The sequence below is a fragment of the Variovorax sp. GW821-FHT10C12 genome (assembly GCF_059415405.1).
This window is the reverse complement of sequence record NZ_JBWKNE010000004.1, coordinates 18,343-33,776: the sequence shown is the minus strand read 5'-3', so window position 1 is coordinate 33,776 and position 15,434 is coordinate 18,343. Positions and strand designations below refer to the sequence as shown.

Genomic DNA, 15,434 nt, shown 5'->3' with positions numbered 1-15,434 from the left:
CGTAGGGCGGTGTGGCCGGGGGCGAGGCTTGTGGTCCAGAATCGGAGCAGTCGCGCGCGTGCGCACCTCTCTGCCCATCCGACATGTTGTACCAGATACCCTCGTTTCTTCTCGACGTGATCGTCGGCCTGCTCGGCGGCGCCTGCCTGCTGCGCCTGTACATGCAGTACCACCGCGTGCCCTTCGGCAATCCGCTGGGGCGTTTCGTGTTCGCCATCACCGACTGGATCGTGCTGCCGCTGCGGCGCATCGTGCCCGCGGTGAAGCGCTGGGACCTCGCGAGCCTGATCGCGGCCTGGCTGCTGGTGATGCTCAAGTTCCTGGTGCTGTGGCTGCTGGCCGGCAGCCTGGCGCGGATCACGGCGCTGCCGCTGGTGTCGCTGGTCGGCCTGCTGCAGCTGGCGGTGTCGGGCCTGACGGCGCTGCTGGTGGTGTACGCGGTGCTGTCGTGGATTCCGGGCGCCTCGCCGATGCTGCTCGACCTGATCTCGCGCCTGGCCGAGCCGCTGGTGCGGCCCTTCCGCCGCTTCATTCCGCTGATCGGCGGGGTCGACCTGTCGCCGCTGGCCGCCATCGTGGTGCTGCAGGTGGCGGCGATCGTGCTGGGCAACCTGCTGGTCTTCGCGTTCCGGCTCGGCGCCTGACGCGTCGGGGTACCCCGGACAGCAAAACGCCCGCTCCGCCTCTCGGCGTGCGGGCGTACAGGCCGAAGCCTGAGCTACGGTGAAGGTCAGAGCACCGCGTCGGCCGGCTGGCGCAGCAGCATGGCCAGCGTGCTGGCGATGGTCTTGCGCAGTTCGCGGCGGTCGCTGATGAAGTCGATCGCACCCTTGGTCTGCAGGAACTCGGCGCGCTGGAAGCCTTCGGGCAGGGTCACGCGCACGGTCGATTCGATCACGCGCGGGCCGGCAAAGCCGATCAGCGCCTTGGGCTCGGCGATCACCACGTCACCCACGAAGGCGAAGCCGGCGCTCACGCCGCCCATGGTCGGGTCGGTCAGCACGCTGATGTAGGGCAGGCCCTTCTTCGCCAGGCGCGTGAGCGCGGCGTTGGTCTTGGCCATCTGCATGAGCGAGAGCAGGCCTTCCTGCATGCGCGCGCCGCCGGTGGCGGTGAAGCAGATGAAGGGCACCTTCTGTTCGATGGCGGTCTCGACGCCGCGCACGAAGCGCTCGCCGACCACGCTGCCCATGGAGCCGCCCATGAACTCGAACTCGAAGCAGGCCACGACCACGCTGATGCTGTGGACGGAGCCGCCCAGCACGACCAGTGCGTCGGTCTCGCCGGTGTTTTCCAGGGCTTCCTTCAGGCGCTCGGGGTACTTGCGGCTGTCCTTGAACTTCAGGGCATCGACCGGCAGCACTTCCTGGCCGACTTCGTAGCGGCCTTCGGCGTCCAGGAACGCATCGAGCCGGGCGCGGGCGCCGATGCGGTGGTGGTGGCTGCAGCTCGGGCAGACGTTCTGGTTGTGCTCGAGGTCGGTCTTGTACAGAACGGTCTCGCAGGCCGGGCATTTGATCCACAGGCCCTCGGGCACCTGGCGGCGCTCGGACGGGTCGGTTTGTGCGATCTTGGCGGGTAGCAGTTTTTCAAGCCAGCTCATGGGACTCCGAATTTCTCAGGAAGGATGCCTTCCTGACACTTAGCTCCCCTCTCCCGCACGGGAGAGGGGTTGGGGGTGAGGGCAGCAGCGATTATCGGCCAGCCGCGTTCTTGGCGGTAGCCGCCGGCAGGGCGTCGAGCGCCTCCCGGATGCCGGCCAGGAATTCGCGCACCGTGGGCACCACGTTCTCGCGCGGCTGGTCTTCGATGAGTTGAATGATCTTCGTGCCGATGACCACGGCGTCCGCTGCCGAGCCGATGGCCTGCGCCGTGCGCGCGTCGCGGATGCCGAAGCCCACGCCGACCGGAATGCTCACGTGCTCGCGGATGCGCGGGATCATGCGCCCGACCGCCTCGGTGTCGAGGTGGCCGGCGCCGGTCACGCCCTTGAGCGACACGTAGTACACGTAGCCGCTCGCGATGCGCGCCACCTGCGCCATGCGCTCGGAGGTGCTCGTGGGGGCCAGCAGGAAGATCAGGTCGATGCCGGCGGCTTTCAGGTCGGCGGCGAAGTCCTCGCATTCCTCGGGCGGGTAGTCGACGACCAGCAGGCCGTCGACGCCGGCCGCGGCCGCGTCGCGGATGAAGGCCTTCTTGCCGTGCACGAGGTCGTAGCGCTCGACCGGGTTGGCGTAGCCCATGAGCACGACCGGCGTGGTCGTGTCCTGGGCGCGGAACGCAGCCACCATGGCGAGCACCTGCTTCATGCCGACACCCAGCGCCAGCGCGGCCTCGCCGGCCTTCTGGATCACGGGGCCGTCGGCCATCGGGTCGGAGAAGGGCACGCCCAGCTCGATCACGTCGGCACCCGCCTCGACCATGCCGTGCATGAGTTCGGGCGTGATGTCGGCGAAGGGGAAGCCGGCGGTGACGTAAGGGATCAGCGCGCGACGGCCTTGCGTTTGCAGGGCCTGGAACTTGGCGGCAATGCGGCTCATCATTTGCCTCCCTTCACGCTCAGACCGCGCATCGAGGGGCGGTCGTAGAAATCGACGCCCGACAGGTCGGCGACGGTGCCGATGTCCTTGTCGCCACGGCCCGAGAGGTTCACGAGGATGGACTGGTCGGGGCGCATGGTCTTGGCGAGCTTCAGGGCGTAGGCCATGGCATGACTGGATTCGAGCGCGGGGATGATGCCCTCCGTGCGGCACAGGTAGTGGAAGGCTTCGAGCGCCTCGACGTCGGTGATGCCGACGTACTCGGCGCGGCCGATGTCGGCCAGGTAGGCGTGCTCGGGGCCGACGCCCGGGTAGTCGAGGCCGGCGCTGACGCTGTGCGTCTCGGTGATCTGGCCGTCGTCGTTCTGCAGCAGGTAGGTGCGGTTGCCGTGCAGCACGCCGGGGCTGCCGCGCAGGATCGAGGCGGCGTGCTTGCCGCTGTCCAGGCCTTCGCCGGCCGCTTCCACGCCGATGAGGCGTGTGCCGGCAAATGGGATGTAGGGGTGGAAGATGCCGATCGCGTTGCTGCCGCCGCCCACGCAGGCGACCACCACGTCGGGCTGCCTGCCCTCGGCTTCACCGGTGATGCCGTCGGCCGCCAGCATGGCGGGCATTTGCGCGATGCACTCGGTGCCGATCACGCTCTGGAAGTCGCGCACCATGGTCGGGTAGGGGTGCGGGCCCGCCACCGTGCCGATGATGTAGAAGGTGTTTTCGACGTTGGTGACCCAGTCGCGCATGGCCTCGTTGAGCGCGTCCTTGAGCGTCTTGCTGCCCGATTCGACGGGCACGACAGTCGCACCCAGCAGGTTCATGCGGTAGACGTTCGGGCTCTGGCGCTTCACGTCCTGGCTGCCCATGTAGACCACGCATTCGAGGCCGTAGCGCGCGCAGATGGTGGCCGTGGCCACGCCGTGCTGGCCGGCGCCGGTCTCGGCGATCACGCGGGGCTTGCCCATGCGGCGCGCGAGCATCGCCTGGCCGATCACGTTGTTGATCTTGTGCGCGCCGGTGTGGTTGAGGTCTTCGCGCTTCAGGTAGATCTGCGCGCCGCCCATTTCGCGGCTGGTGCGCGCGGCGTGGTAGATCGGCGAGGGGCGGCCGACGAAGTGCTTCAGCTCGTAGTGGAACTCGGCCAGGAAGGCCGGGTCGTCCTTGAACTTCGCATACGCGTCGCGCAGCTCGTTGATCGCGTGGGTGAGCGTTTCGCTCGCGAAGGTGCCGCCGTAGGGGCCGAAGTGGCCGCTGGCGTCGGGTTGCTGGTAGTCCTGGAATTGGCTTTGCATGGTTCTCGATCGATGGGCCGCAGCCCGAATGCGATCGGGTGCGGCGGCTAACTGGAGAAGGACGAAGCGTCGGCAGCCGAGGCTTTGACAGTGTGCGCCGTATCTGCGGCTCTCACGGCGGCGACGAATGCCCGGATCTTTCCGGCGTCCTTGAGGCCCTTGTGCCCGGGACCGTCGATTTCGACGCCCGAGCTCACATCAACGGACAGCGTCTTGCAGCGCGTCCGCAGGCTGTGAATGCCATCGCTCACGTTTGCAGGTGTGAGCCCACCACTCAAGACGAGGTGAGCGTCGACGGCGGGTGGAAGAAGTGACCAATCGAAAGCCTTGCCGCCTCCGCCATAACCTTCGACATGGGCGTCGAGCAGGATGGCCTGGGCGCGGGAGTAATCGGACGCGTATTTTACGAGGTCGAAGCCGGCCCCGGCAGCCCCCAGCGGAATCCGGGCGGCGCGCATGTAACGAAAGCGTCCCGGGCCGGTGGCTTCCTCGCACTGTTCGGGCGTTTCTTCCCCGTGGAACTGCGCGATGGCGCCCTTCACGCGGGCCAGAGAAGCCAGGACTTCGGGAGCGTCCGCGTTCACGAAAAGCAGCACCGGCGTGATGAAGGGCGGCAGGCGCGAGGCCAGCTCGGCGGCGCGCTCGACGCTCACGGCGCGCGGGCTCTTCGGGTAGAGCACGAAGCCGATCGCGTCGGCGCCGGCCTCGACCGCCGCGTCCACGTCGGCCTCACGCGTGAGGCCACAGATCTTGATGCGGGTGCGCGGGGCGAGAGGAGCAGGGGATGTCATGGCGGGCCATCATACGAAGCCCGCTTGCCCTGGAACGTGGCCTCGGCCGGCAGACCCCACTTGGCGTCGTACAACGGGCCGAGGAAGTACAGGCCGTCGGCGGAGAAGGTGGGCGCCGCGACCTTGCGGCTGCGCGCTTCGAGCACCTCGGTGATCCATTCGGGCCGCTCATCGCCGCGGCCGATGCGCACCAGGCTGCCCATCAGGTTGCGGATCATATGGTGCAGGAAGGCGTCGGCCTCGAATTCGAAGTGCCAGCGGCAGCGTTCGCCGTCGCCCACGCGCGTGATCTCCAGGCGCCGCAGGTCCTTGACCGGCGAGAGGGCCTGGCAGGCCGAGGCGCGGAACGAGCTGAAGTCGTGCCGGCCGACGAGCAGCGCCGCCGCGGCGCGCATCGCATCGCCGTCGAGCGGGTACATCGACCAACCGACCCGGCCCGCATCGAGGCTGGGGCGCACGGGCGACTGCGAGAGCACGTAGACGTAGCGACGCGCCAGGGCACTGGCGCGGCAATGGAATTCGTCAGGCACCGGATGCGCCCACTGCACCGCGATGTCGTCGGGCAGGTAGCGGTTGGTGCCGCGCATCCAGGAGAACGGGTCGCGTTCGATGTCGGTGTCGAAGTGCACCACCTGCATCAGCCCGTGCACACCGGCATCGGTGCGGCCGGCGCACAGCGTGCTGACCCGGCTGCCGGCGGGCATGCCGGCGAACTTCGCGAGGGCGGCTTCGAGCTTGTCCTGCACCGTGCGGCCCGAGCGCTGGCTCTGCCAGCCCTCGTATGCCTGGCCGTTGTAGCGGATGCCGAGTGCCAGCCTCACGAAGCGATCAGAAGGGCAGTCGGCAAGCGGCTCAGCGCAGTTCGGCGAGCAGCTGCTTGGCTTGCGACTTGAGGTCGCCGGCGCTTTCGGCTTCGACTTCCTCGACCAGCGAGCGCGCGCCTTCGACGTCGCCGATGGCCTGCAGTTCGCGCGCCAGCGAGAGCTTCACGGCGTGCGGGTTGTCGTCGCCGTCGTCGTCCAGTGCGGACGGCGAGGTGGCCACGGCTGCGGAGCGCGGTGCTTCGGCTGCGGCGGAGCGGGCCGGCAGACCGGCGAGGGCGCTCATGTCGAACTCGATGAAGCCGGAGTCGGCGGGCAGCGTGTCGCGCAGCATGGCCGGGCGGGTGTTGTGCTCTGCGTCGTTCAGCGACGAGGGGCGCGTGTGGGCCGTCAACGCGCCGGGGGCCGTGTCGAAGTCGTTTTCAAGGTCGACCGGTGCCGCGGCGTGGCCGTTGCTCAGCGGGGCGGGGGCGGCCGTCGGGGCGTAGACCGACTTCGGCAGGCTGGCGCCGACCGGGGCGGGCGCCGGAGCAGGTGGCTGGGTCAGATCGAGGTCGAAGTCCAGCGGTGCGACCGAAGGCATGAAGGCCGGCGGGGCCGACGCCACGGGCGGTGCGGCTGGAGGCGGCGGTGCCACGACGGCTGCTGCGGCTACAGCAGCCGGCTTGGCAGCGGCTGCCAGCGCGCCGGCGAATGCGGCGGTCTCGGCCTGGCTGGCGCCACGCGCGGTGCCCGTGCCCGATTCGTACAGCGGGTTGCCCGGGTCGAGGTCCTTGCCCATGTCGACCACGCGGTTCCATTCGGAGCCCGCGCCGTTGGTCAGCTTGTGCACTTCGGTGGCCAGGCCGTCGAAGGCGCGCACATCGCGGCGCTTGGCATGGATCTCGAGCAGCTTCAGGTGGATCGCAGTGCGGTCCGGGTTCAGGCGCAGCGCTTCACGCAGGATTTCTTCGGCCTGCAGGTCGCGGCCGTAGGCGAGGTACACGTCGGCTTCGGCGACCGGGTCGACATCGCCCGCGTCGAGCTGGCTCGGCGAGTACGACAGCGACGACACGGTGGAGTCGCCGCGGTTCTTGGTGTCGACCGATTCGCCGCCGCTGGCGCCGAAGAACGAGTCCTTGGGAATGCGGCTCTCGAGGAACACGCTTTCGCTCATCTCTTCGCGGCGGCGGCCCAGCACGCGGTACAGCAGGAAGCCGACCAGCAGCGCGATCAGCGCAGCGCCCGCGAGCATCAGCGGGTTGTCGAGCAGCTCGTCGAAGAAGCTGCGCTCCGGCGGGGGCGGCGGCGGCGAGGCCTTGACCACCGGCTTGGGCGCGACGATGGGGGCTGCGGCTGCCGCAGCGCTGGCAGCGGCAGCCACGGGGAGGGCGGCTGCGTCGGTGGCGGACGGTGCGGCTGCTGCGGCTGCTGCGGCGGGGGCTGCAGCAGAGGCAGCGGCGACAGGGGGCGTTGCAGCGGGAGCGGCTGGTGCGGCTGCCGGAGCCGGCGTTGCCGGTGCAGTGGCAGCGGCTGCAGGGGCCGCGACCGGTGCAGGACCGGCCGTGATCGCAGGCGACGGCGTCGTGGCGCCGGTCAGCGGCGCGGGAACGGCGATGCCGGGCGTGGTGGCCGGCGCCGCAGGCGCGGCGGCCGCAGCGGACGATCCGGTGCCGGTGCCAGCACCGGCCTTGAGCTTGTTCAGCTCGCTGATGTTCTTCGCGAGCTCGGCGACGCGGTTGCTGCTGTCCTGCGCCTGGCGGGCCTGCGCGACCTTTTCGTCAGCGGCGCGTGCGGCGGCGTTGCCTTGCGACACCGTGAGCTTGTCGGGTGCGCTGGCGGCGGCATTGCGGTCTTCCACGCTGGCCTGCAGCTTGCCCGAGGCCTGACGGCTCGCTGCGGCCACGTTGGTGGTCGGGGCGTTTTCGGCGAGGCGCTGGCGGTAGCTGCCGAAGTCGCGGCTTTGCGCGGTGATCGTGCGGCGTGCGTCGGCGGCTGGCACGGCGCTCGCTGCGGCGGCGTTCGGCAGGTCGAGCACGGCACCGGCCTTCATCCGGTTGACGTTGCCGCCGACGAAGGCGTCGGGGTTGGCGTTCAGCAGCGCGACCAGCATCTGGTCAAGCGACACGTCGGCTGGCTTGTGCGCAGAGGCGATCTTGCCGGCGGTGTCGCCACGGCGCACCGTGACTTGTTCGCCACTGCCGCCACTTCCGCCGCTAGGGGCGGCGACGGCGGCACGTGCCGGCGCAGGAGCCGGTGCGGCTGCAGGGGCCGGCGCAGCCGCAGCGGGTGCGGGCGTTGCGGCAACGGCAGGCGCGGGTTCGCGGCGCACGCGCGGGGCGGGCGCGGGGCGCTCGACCGGCGTGGTGATCTGCGGCGCGATGGGCGTCGCCGGTGCGGCTGCCGCCTGGCGCGTGGCCGGCGGATCGAGCAGCACGGTGTAGTCGCGCACGATGCGGCCCGAGGCGCCATTGGCTTCGAGCAGCAGGTCGATGAAGGGGTCGTTGAGCGGGCGGTTGCCGGCCAGGCGCACGACGTACTGGCCACCGGCGCGGCGTTGCAGCGTGGCTTTCACGTCACCGAGGGCCGCGTTGTACGGGATGCCTGCGTTCTTGAAGGCTTCGGCCGTGGCGATGTTGATCTTCAGGCCTTCTGCCTCGTTGGCGGCCATTTCAGTGACATCGATCTCGGCACGCAGCGGTTCGCCCAGTGCCGACTGCACCCGCAGTGGTCCCAGCGCGAAGGCGCTGGCGTCGGCGCTGGCCAGTCCCAGCGTCAGGGCCGCAGCGGCACCCAGGATGGAAAGGCGCCAGCCATTCGACGGCAGGGCGGGGCGGGCGGCCGAAGGGCGGGCCGCGGGCAACAGATGTCTTGTCATGCTGATAGGGGCGGCTCAGGCCCTGAATTTGTAAGAGGACGTTAGCATCATCAACATGCACTGACAAGGCAATGCGCCTGATCTACCCAGTGCGCGCATACTTCCGATGACATCCTGTGTTGCCTTTCGGCAACATTTTTGTATTTCAAGGCCCTGAGCTGCCCGCATCAGGCTTCGAGCAGGATGCGCAGCATGCGGCGCAGCGGTTCGGCCGCGCCCCACAGCAGCTGGTCGCCGATGGTGAAGGCGCCGACGTACTCGGGGCCCATCGCCAGCTTGCGGATGCGGCCGACCGGGATGTCCATGGTGCCCGTCACGGCCACCGGCGTCAGGTCCTTCACGGTGGCTTCGCGCGTGTTCGGCACGACCTTGGCCCAGGGGTTGTCGGCGGCGATCATCGCTTCGATGTCGGCCACCGGCACGTCCTTCTTGAGCTTGAATGTCAGGGCCTGGCTGTGGCAGCGCATCGCGCCGATGCGCACGCAGAAGCCGTCCACCGGCGTGGCGGCGGTGCCGAAGCCCGCGCCCTGGCCGAGGATCTTGTTGGTCTCGGCGCCGCCCTTCCACTCTTCCTTGGACATGCCGTCGCCCAGGTCCTTGTCGATCCAGGGGATCAGCGAGCCGCCCAGCGGGGCGCCGAAGTTGGCGATTTCGGAGGCGCTCAGGTTCTGCTGCTTGTGCAGCACCTTGCGGTCGATCTCGAGGATGGCCGACTTCGGGTCGTCGAGCAGCGCGCGCACTTCGGCGTTCAGGGTGCCGAACTGGGTCAGCAGCTCGCGCATGTGCTGCGCGCCGCCACCCGAGGCCGCCTGGTAGGTCATGCTGGTCATCCACTCGACCAGGCCGGCCTTGTAGAGGGCACCCACGCCCATGAGCATGCAGCTCACGGTGCAGTTGCCGCCGACCCAGTTCTTGCCGCCCTTGGCGAGCGCGTTCTGGATCACGGGCAGGTTGACGGGGTCGAGCACGATGATCGCGTCATCGTTCATGCGCAGCGTGGAGGCTGCGTCGATCCAGTGGCCGTTCCAGCCGGCGGCGCGCAGCTTGGGGAAGACCTCGCTGGTGTAGTCGCCGCCCTGGCAGGTGATGACGATGTCGCACTTCTTCAGTGCCTCGATGTCGTTCGCATCCTTGAGCGTGGTTTCATTCTTGGCCATCGCCGGGGCCTTGCCGCCCGCGTTCGAGGTCGAGAAGAAGACCGGCTCGATGAGGCCGAAGTCGCCTTCGGCCTGCATGCGGTCCATGAGGACCGAGCCGACCATGCCGCGCCAGCCCACGAGGCCGACCAGAGGTTGCTTGGATGCGTTCGCCATTTCAGTTTGCCCTTAGTGAAGAAAGAAAAAATCAGTCTTTTTTGCCCCCGACTCGTCGGCCGGGGGAGGGCGTGACGAAGCGGGCTGCGGTTAGCCGGTAATCGTCTTTTTGGTGATGGCTGCTACGACCGCGTCGCCCATTTCGCGGGTGCCGACGCGCTTCGTGCCTTCGGACCAGATGTCGCCCGTGCGCAGCCCGGAGGCGAGCACGTGCTTGACCGCCGACTCGATACGGTCGGCAGCTTCGGGCTGGTTGAGGGAGAAGCGGAGCATCATGGCAGCGGACAGGATTGTAGCCAAAGGATTGGCAACCCCTTTGCCAGCAATGTCAGGCGCGCTGCCGTGGCTGGGCTCGTACAGGCCCTGGTTGCTCGCATTGAGCGAGGCCGAGGGCAGCATGCCGATGGAGCCGGTGAGCATCGCGGCCTCGTCCGAGAGGATGTCGCCGAACATGTTGCCGGTGACCACCACGTCGAACTTCTTGGGCGCCTTCACGAGTTGCATGGCCGCGTTGTCGACGTACATGTGGTCGAGTTCGACGTCCGGGTACTCCTTGCCGACCTCGGTCACGATGTCCTTCCAGAACTGGAAGGTCTCGAGCACGTTGGCCTTGTCCACGCTGGTCACGCGCTTGCTGCGCTTGCGGGCGGCCTCGAAGGCCACGCGTGCGATGCGCTCGACCTCGGGGCGCGAGTAGCGCATCGTGTCGAAGGCTTCTTCAGCGCCGGGGAAGTGGCCGTCGGTGGCGACGCGGCGACCGCGCGGCTGGCCGAAGTAGATGTCGCCGGTCAGCTCGCGGATGATGAGGATGTCCAGACCCGCGATCAGCTCGGGCTTCAGGCTCGAGGCGCCCACCAGCTGCTCGTAGCAGATGGCCGGGCGGAAGTTGGCGAACAGGCCCAGGTTCTTGCGCAGCCCCAGGATGGCCTGCTCGGGACGCAGCGGGCGGTCGAGCTTGTCGTACTTCCAGTCGCCGACGGCGCCGAACAGCACCGCGTCGGATTCCTTCGCGAGCTTGAGCGTCGAATCGGGCAGCGGGTGGCCGTGCGCCTCGTAGGCCGCGCCGCCGACCAGGGCCGATTCCATCTCGAACTTCAGGTCGAGGACTTCGAGCACCCTGACGGCTTCCGCCACGATTTCGGTGCCGATGCCGTCACCCGGGAGAACTGCGATTTTCATAAGTTGGTCTGAGGTTTTTTCTTGAAAACGGAAATGCCGCCGATCACGAGATCATCGTGTGCGCGAGCCAGGGCTTCTGCGCCAGGCGCTCGGTCTCGAAGGCCTTGATCTTGTCCTTGTGGCGCAGCGTCAGGCCGATGTCGTCCAGCCCGTTGATCAGGCAGTACTTGCGGAAGGCCTGCACGTCGAACGCGAACTCCTGGCCGTCGGGCTTCACGACCACCTGGCGCTCCAGGTCGATGGTCAGCGTGTAGCCCGGGAAGGCGAAGGCTTCGTCGAACAGCTGCGAGACCTGCGACTCGGGCAGCACGATCGGCAGCAGGCCGTTCTTGAAGCTGTTGTTGAAGAAGATGTCGGCGTAGCTCGGCGCAATGATCGCGCGAAAGCCGTACTGGTCGAGCGCCCACGGCGCGTGTTCGCGCGACGAGCCACAACCGAAGTTCTTGCGTGCCAGCAGCACCGAAGCGCCCGCGTAGCGCGGCTGGTTCAGCACGAAGTCGGGGTTCGGCTTGCGGCTGGCCGGGTCCTGGCCCGGAAAGCCGGCGTCCAGGTAGCGCCACTCGTCGAACAGGTTCACGCCGAAACCGGTCTTCTTGATCGACTTGAGGAACTGCTTGGGAATGATCGCGTCGGTGTCGACGTTCTCGCGGTCCATGGGGGCCACGAGGCCCTTGTGCACGGTGAATTTCTGCATGTGATGTCTCCAGGTCAGGCGAAGGTGCGCACGTCGACGAAGTGGCCGTGCACGGCGGCGGCGGCGGCCATCGCGGGGCTCACGAGGTGGGTGCGGCCACCCGCGCCCTGGCGGCCTTCGAAGTTGCGGTTGCTGGTCGATGCACAGCGCTCGCCGGGCTCGAGCCGGTCGGCGTTCATCGCCAGGCACATCGAGCAGCCGGGCTCGCGCCATTCGAAGCCCGCGGCCTTGAAGATCAGGTCGAGGCCTTCGCGCTCGGCCTGTTCCTTCACCACGCCCGAGCCGGGCACGACCATCGCGAGCTTCACGTTCTTCGCGACCTTCTGGCCGAGCTTCTTCACCACGGCGGCGGCTTCGCGCATGTCCTCGATGCGGCTGTTGGTGCACGAGCCGATGAACACCTTGTCGATGAAGATGTCGTTCATGGCCTTGTTGGGCTCCAGGCCCATGTAGACCAGCGCGCGTTCGATGGCGCCGCGCTTGCTGGCGTCTTTTTCCTTGTCGGGATCGGGCACGCGGCCGTTGATGTCGACCACCATCTCGGGCGACGTGCCCCAGGTGACCTGCGGCTGGATCTGCGCGGCGTCGAGCTCGACCACGGCGTCGAAGGTCGCGCCCGGGTCGGACTGCAGCGTGCGCCAGTAGCTCACGGCCTGGTCCCATTCGACGCCGGTGGGCGCGAGCGGACGGCCCTTCACGTAGCTGATGGTCTTCTCGTCGACCGCCACCAGCCCGGCGCGTGCGCCGGCCTCGATGGCCATGTTGCAGACCGTCATGCGGCCTTCCATGCTCAGGTCGCGGATGGCCGAGCCGGCGAATTCGATCGTGTAGCCCGTGCCGCCGGCGGTGCCGATCTTGCCGATGATGGCCAGCACGATGTCCTTGGCCGTGCAGCCCAGCGGCAGCTTGCCTTCGACCTTCACGAGCATGTTCTTGGCCTTCTTGCCCAGCAGCGTCTGCGTGGCCATCACGTGCTCGACCTCGCTGGTGCCGATGCCGTGCGCCAGCGCGCCGAACGCGCCGTGCGTGGAGGTGTGCGAGTCGCCGCAGACCACCGTCATGCCCGGCAGCGTCGCGCCGCTTTCCGGGCCGATCACGTGCACGATGCCCTGGCGCTTGCTCAGGAACGGGAAGAACGCGGCGGCGCCGAACTCGGCGATGTTGTGGTCCAGCGTGGTGACCTGTTCCTTGCTGGTCGGGTCGGCAATGCCTTCGTAGCCGCGCTCCCAGCCGGTGGTCGGCGTGTTGTGGTCGGCGGTGGCCACCACCGAGCTGATGCGCCACAGCTTGCGGCCGGCTTCGCGCAGGCCTTCGAAGGCTTGCGGGCTGGTCACTTCGTGCACCAGGTGGCGGTCGATGTAGAGGATCGCGGTGCCGTCTTCCTCGGTGTGGACGACGTGTTCGTCCCAGATCTTGTCGTAGAGCGTGCGTGCCATGTCGGTCTCTTGTCTTTCGTGGGGAAATGGATTGTCTGTCGACGCGGTCTAGGCCGCGAGTCGTTCGGTGGCGTCGGCCGAATCGGCCGCTGCGTGCAGGTGGTTCACCAGCGTGCGCGCCGCCACCGGCAGGGTGGAGAAGTCGCGCGCCACCAGCCGGATCTCGCGCGCCGCCCAGGCGTCGTTGAGCGTCACGCTCACGAGGCCGCGGCCGATGCCGTTGTGCATGAGTTCGAAGGCGCGCTGCGGCATCACGCCGATGCCCAGGCCGTTGTCGATCATCCGGCACATGGCGTCCAGGCCCGTGACGTGGATGCGCAGCTTCACGCTGCGCCCGGCGCTCAGCGCCGCTTCGTGCATTGCCACGTAGATCGAGCTGTTGGTGTGCAGGCCCACGTGGTCGAAGGCCAGCGAGTCGATGAAATCGATCGCTTCGTGCGCGGCCAGCGCGTGCCCCTCGGGAACGATCAGTGCGAGGCGGTCGTGCCGGTAGGAAAGGCTCTGCAATTCGCCCGCGCCGCCGGCCACGTGGCACACGCCCAGGTCGGCCGCGCCTTCCTGCACCGCGCGGATCACTTCGCTGCTCAGGTGCTCCTCGAGGTCGATCTTGATGGCCTCGTGGGCGCGCGAGAACACGCCCAGGTCTTCCGGCAGGAACTGCACGATCGCCGAGATGTTGGCGTGCACCCGCACGTGCCCGCGCACGCCGTCGGCGTATTCGCTGAGCTCGCCCTGCATCTTCTCGAGGCTGTAGAGCACCGAGCGGGCGTGGTGCAGCAGGCTTTCGCCGGCCGGCGTGAGGTCGACGCCGCGCGCATGGCGGTAGAGCAGGGCGGTGCCGAGCGTGGCTTCCAGGTCGGACAGCCGCTTGCTTACGGCCGAGGCCGCGATGAACTCGCGCTCCGCCGCGCGCCCGATGCTGCCCAGCTCGCACACAGCCACGAACAGCTGCAGCGACGTGAGGTCGATGCGGCGGGCGAAGTTGCGTTCGGAGGTGCTCATGGGGGCTTGGGCATCGCATTTGGCGATGAGTTGTCTATTTTCTTCCTGTTTTTAGGCCGCTGCCATCGCGATGCGCGATGACCTCGCTGCCGACTGGCGAGGAGGGGCATGCCGAACGGGCAATAAAAAAGCTGCCCGGAGGCAGCTTTTTCAGGGGGCGGAGGTTCCGCAGCCGGTCGATCAGCGGGCCGAGATCGGCTTCACGTCACGCTTGGGCGAGCCTTCGAACAGCTGGCGCGGGCGGCCGATCTTGTACTCGGGGTCGCCGATCATTTCGTTCAGCTGGGCGATCCAGCCGACGGTGCGGGCCAGCGCGAAGATCGCGGTGAACAGCGGCACGGGGATGCCGATGGCGCGCTGCACGATGCCCGAGTAGAAGTCGACGTTCGGGTACAGCTTGCGCGACACGAAGTATTCGTCTTCCAGGGCGATCTTCTCGAGTTCCTTGGCGAGCTTGAACAGCGGGTCGTTTTCCAGGCCCAGCTCGGTCAGCACTTCGTTGCAGGTTTCCTGCATCAGCTTGGCGCGCGGGTCGTAGTTCTTGTACACGCGATGGCCGAAGCCCATCAGCTTGACGTTCGAGTTCTTGTCCTTGACCTTCTTGATGAACTCGCCGATCTTTTCCACGCCGCCTTCGCGCTGGATGTCGTACAGCATGTTCAGCGCTGCTTCGTTGGCACCGCCGTGGGCCGGGCCCCACAGGCACGCCACGCCGGCTGCAATGGCCGCGAAGGGGTTCGTGCCCGACGAGCCGCACAGGCGCACGGTCGAGGTCGAGGCGTTCTGTTCGTGGTCTGCGTGCAGGATGAAGATGCGGTCGAGCGCGCGCTCGAGCACCGGGTTCACCTTGTACTCCTCGCACGGCGTGGCGAACATCATGTGCAGGAAGTTGCCTGCATAGCTGAGTTCGTTCTTCGGGTACATGTACGGCTGGCCGACGGTGTACTTGTAGGCCATGGCCACGAGCGTGGGCATCTTCGCGATCAGGCGGATCGCGGCGATCTCGCGGTGCTCGGGATTGTTGATGTCCGTGCTGTCGTGATAGAAGGCCGACAGGGCGCCCACGAGGCCGGTCATGATGGCCATCGGGTGGGCATCACGGCGGAAGCCGCGCAGGAAGAACTGCATCTGCTCGTTGACCATCGTGTGGTTCGTCACGAGCTTGGTGAAGCTGGCCTTCTTGCCTGCGTCTGGCAGTTCACCGTACAGCAGCAGGTGGCAGGTCTCCATGAAGTCGCAGTTGGTCGCGAGCTGCTCGATGGGGTAGCCGCGGTACAGCAGCTCGCCCTTGTCACCGTCGATGTAGGTGATGGCCGACTGGCAAGCGGCGGTCGACATGAAGCCCGGGTCGTACGTGAACATGCCGGTCTGTGCATACAGCTTGCGGATGTCGATCACGTCAGGGCCGATGGTGCCCTTGTAGATCGGCAGTTCGACGTTGTCGCCGCCATTGCTGAACGACAGCGTGGCCTTGGTATCGGATGCTTTCATTTCGGTTTACTTTCAGAGGAGGAT

General features: G+C 67.7%; 13 protein-coding genes. 1 reads left to right on the top strand and 12 read right to left on the bottom strand.

What is annotated here, in order from left to right; genetic code table 11:
* The first annotated feature begins 83 nt into the window (after positions 1-83).
* The gene (locus tag AC07OH_RS19550; protein ID WP_119556833.1) at positions 84-644 is read left to right on the top strand and encodes a YggT family protein; all 561 of its coding nucleotides are present in this window, start codon (positions 84-86) and stop codon (positions 642-644) included.
* 86 nt (positions 645-730) lie between these two features.
* Here the strand turns inward: AC07OH_RS19550 and accD are convergent, their stop codons facing one another.
* From accD to gltA, 12 genes are all read right to left on the bottom strand, one after another.
* Entirely contained in the window at positions 731-1,603 is an 873-nt protein-coding gene (gene accD / locus AC07OH_RS19545; protein ID WP_101493314.1) for an acetyl-CoA carboxylase, carboxyltransferase subunit beta, read from the bottom strand.
* A 91-nt stretch (positions 1,604-1,694) separates the two neighbouring features.
* The gene (trpA, locus tag AC07OH_RS19540; protein ID WP_495301809.1) at positions 1,695-2,540 is read right to left on the bottom strand and encodes a tryptophan synthase subunit alpha; all 846 of its coding nucleotides are present in this window, start codon (positions 2,538-2,540) and stop codon (positions 1,695-1,697) included.
* A complete protein-coding gene (trpB, locus tag AC07OH_RS19535; protein WP_487848984.1) occupies positions 2,540-3,826 on the bottom strand; it encodes a tryptophan synthase subunit beta in 1,287 nt (428 codons plus the stop codon). Before trpB ends, trpA begins: the two co-directional genes overlap by 1 nt.
* Positions 3,827-3,873: 47 nt before the next feature.
* A complete protein-coding gene (locus tag AC07OH_RS19530) occupies positions 3,874-4,617 on the bottom strand; it encodes a phosphoribosylanthranilate isomerase (RefSeq protein WP_495301808.1) in 744 nt (247 codons plus the stop codon).
* Positions 4,614-5,438 carry a tRNA pseudouridine(38-40) synthase TruA gene (gene truA, locus AC07OH_RS19525; RefSeq protein WP_495301807.1) on the bottom strand — a complete coding sequence of 275 codons (825 nt, stop codon included), beginning with the start codon at positions 5,436-5,438 and terminating at the stop codon, positions 4,614-4,616. Before truA ends, AC07OH_RS19530 begins: the two co-directional genes overlap by 4 nt.
* A 31-nt stretch (positions 5,439-5,469) precedes the next feature.
* The gene (locus AC07OH_RS19520) at positions 5,470-8,295 is read right to left on the bottom strand and encodes a FimV/HubP family polar landmark protein (protein WP_495301806.1); all 2,826 of its coding nucleotides are present in this window, start codon (positions 8,293-8,295) and stop codon (positions 5,470-5,472) included.
* A 167-nt stretch (positions 8,296-8,462) separates the two neighbouring features.
* Complete coding sequence (gene asd / locus AC07OH_RS19515) at positions 8,463-9,608, bottom strand: aspartate-semialdehyde dehydrogenase (RefSeq protein ID WP_062479697.1); 1,146 nt, start codon at positions 9,606-9,608, stop codon at positions 8,463-8,465.
* Positions 9,609-9,698: 90 nt separating this feature from the next.
* Positions 9,699-10,787, bottom strand: coding sequence for a 3-isopropylmalate dehydrogenase (gene leuB, locus AC07OH_RS19510; RefSeq protein WP_495301805.1), 1,089 nt, complete (start codon positions 10,785-10,787; stop codon positions 9,699-9,701).
* 43 nt (positions 10,788-10,830) lie between these two features.
* Complete coding sequence (leuD, locus tag AC07OH_RS19505) at positions 10,831-11,481, bottom strand: 3-isopropylmalate dehydratase small subunit (protein ID WP_062479700.1); 651 nt, start codon at positions 11,479-11,481, stop codon at positions 10,831-10,833.
* 14 nt (positions 11,482-11,495) lie between these two features.
* Positions 11,496-12,917 (bottom strand): 3-isopropylmalate dehydratase large subunit, encoded by a 1,422-nt coding sequence (gene leuC / locus AC07OH_RS19500; RefSeq protein ID WP_495301804.1) that lies wholly within the window; start codon positions 12,915-12,917, stop codon positions 11,496-11,498.
* A 48-nt stretch (positions 12,918-12,965) separates the two neighbouring features.
* Positions 12,966-13,919 (bottom strand): LysR substrate-binding domain-containing protein, encoded by a 954-nt coding sequence (locus AC07OH_RS19495; protein WP_489057979.1) that lies wholly within the window; start codon positions 13,917-13,919, stop codon positions 12,966-12,968.
* Between the two features lie 180 nt (positions 13,920-14,099).
* Complete coding sequence (gltA, locus tag AC07OH_RS19490; RefSeq protein ID WP_062479703.1) at positions 14,100-15,410, bottom strand: citrate synthase; 1,311 nt, start codon at positions 15,408-15,410, stop codon at positions 14,100-14,102.
* Positions 15,411-15,434 lie beyond the last annotated feature (24 nt).

What these genes read in the sequence shown, in the direction of transcription:
- AC07OH_RS19550 (WP_119556833.1), top strand. Translation starts at nt 84, where the DNA reads ATGTTGTACCAGATACCCTCGTTTCTTCTCGACGTGATCGTCGGCCTG.
- accD (WP_101493314.1), bottom strand. Translation starts at nt 1,603, where the DNA reads ATGAGCTGGCTTGAAAAACTGCTACCCGCCAAGATCGCACAAACCGAC.
- trpA (WP_495301809.1), bottom strand. Translation starts at nt 2,540, where the DNA reads ATGAGCCGCATTGCCGCCAAGTTCCAGGCCCTGCAAACGCAAGGCCGT.
- trpB (WP_487848984.1), bottom strand. Translation starts at nt 3,826, where the DNA reads ATGCAAAGCCAATTCCAGGACTACCAGCAACCCGACGCCAGCGGCCAC.
- AC07OH_RS19530 (WP_495301808.1), bottom strand. Translation starts at nt 4,617, where the DNA reads ATGACATCCCCTGCTCCTCTCGCCCCGCGCACCCGCATCAAGATCTGT.
- AC07OH_RS19520 (WP_495301806.1), bottom strand. Translation starts at nt 8,295, where the DNA reads ATGACAAGACATCTGTTGCCCGCGGCCCGCCCTTCGGCCGCCCGCCCC.
- asd (WP_062479697.1), bottom strand. Translation starts at nt 9,608, where the DNA reads ATGGCGAACGCATCCAAGCAACCTCTGGTCGGCCTCGTGGGCTGGCGC.
- leuB (WP_495301805.1), bottom strand. Translation starts at nt 10,787, where the DNA reads ATGAAAATCGCAGTTCTCCCGGGTGACGGCATCGGCACCGAAATCGTG.
- leuD (WP_062479700.1), bottom strand. Translation starts at nt 11,481, where the DNA reads ATGCAGAAATTCACCGTGCACAAGGGCCTCGTGGCCCCCATGGACCGC.
- leuC (WP_495301804.1), bottom strand. Translation starts at nt 12,917, where the DNA reads ATGGCACGCACGCTCTACGACAAGATCTGGGACGAACACGTCGTCCAC.
- AC07OH_RS19495 (WP_489057979.1), bottom strand. Translation starts at nt 13,919, where the DNA reads ATGAGCACCTCCGAACGCAACTTCGCCCGCCGCATCGACCTCACGTCG.
- gltA (WP_062479703.1), bottom strand. Translation starts at nt 15,410, where the DNA reads ATGAAAGCATCCGATACCAAGGCCACGCTGTCGTTCAGCAATGGCGGC.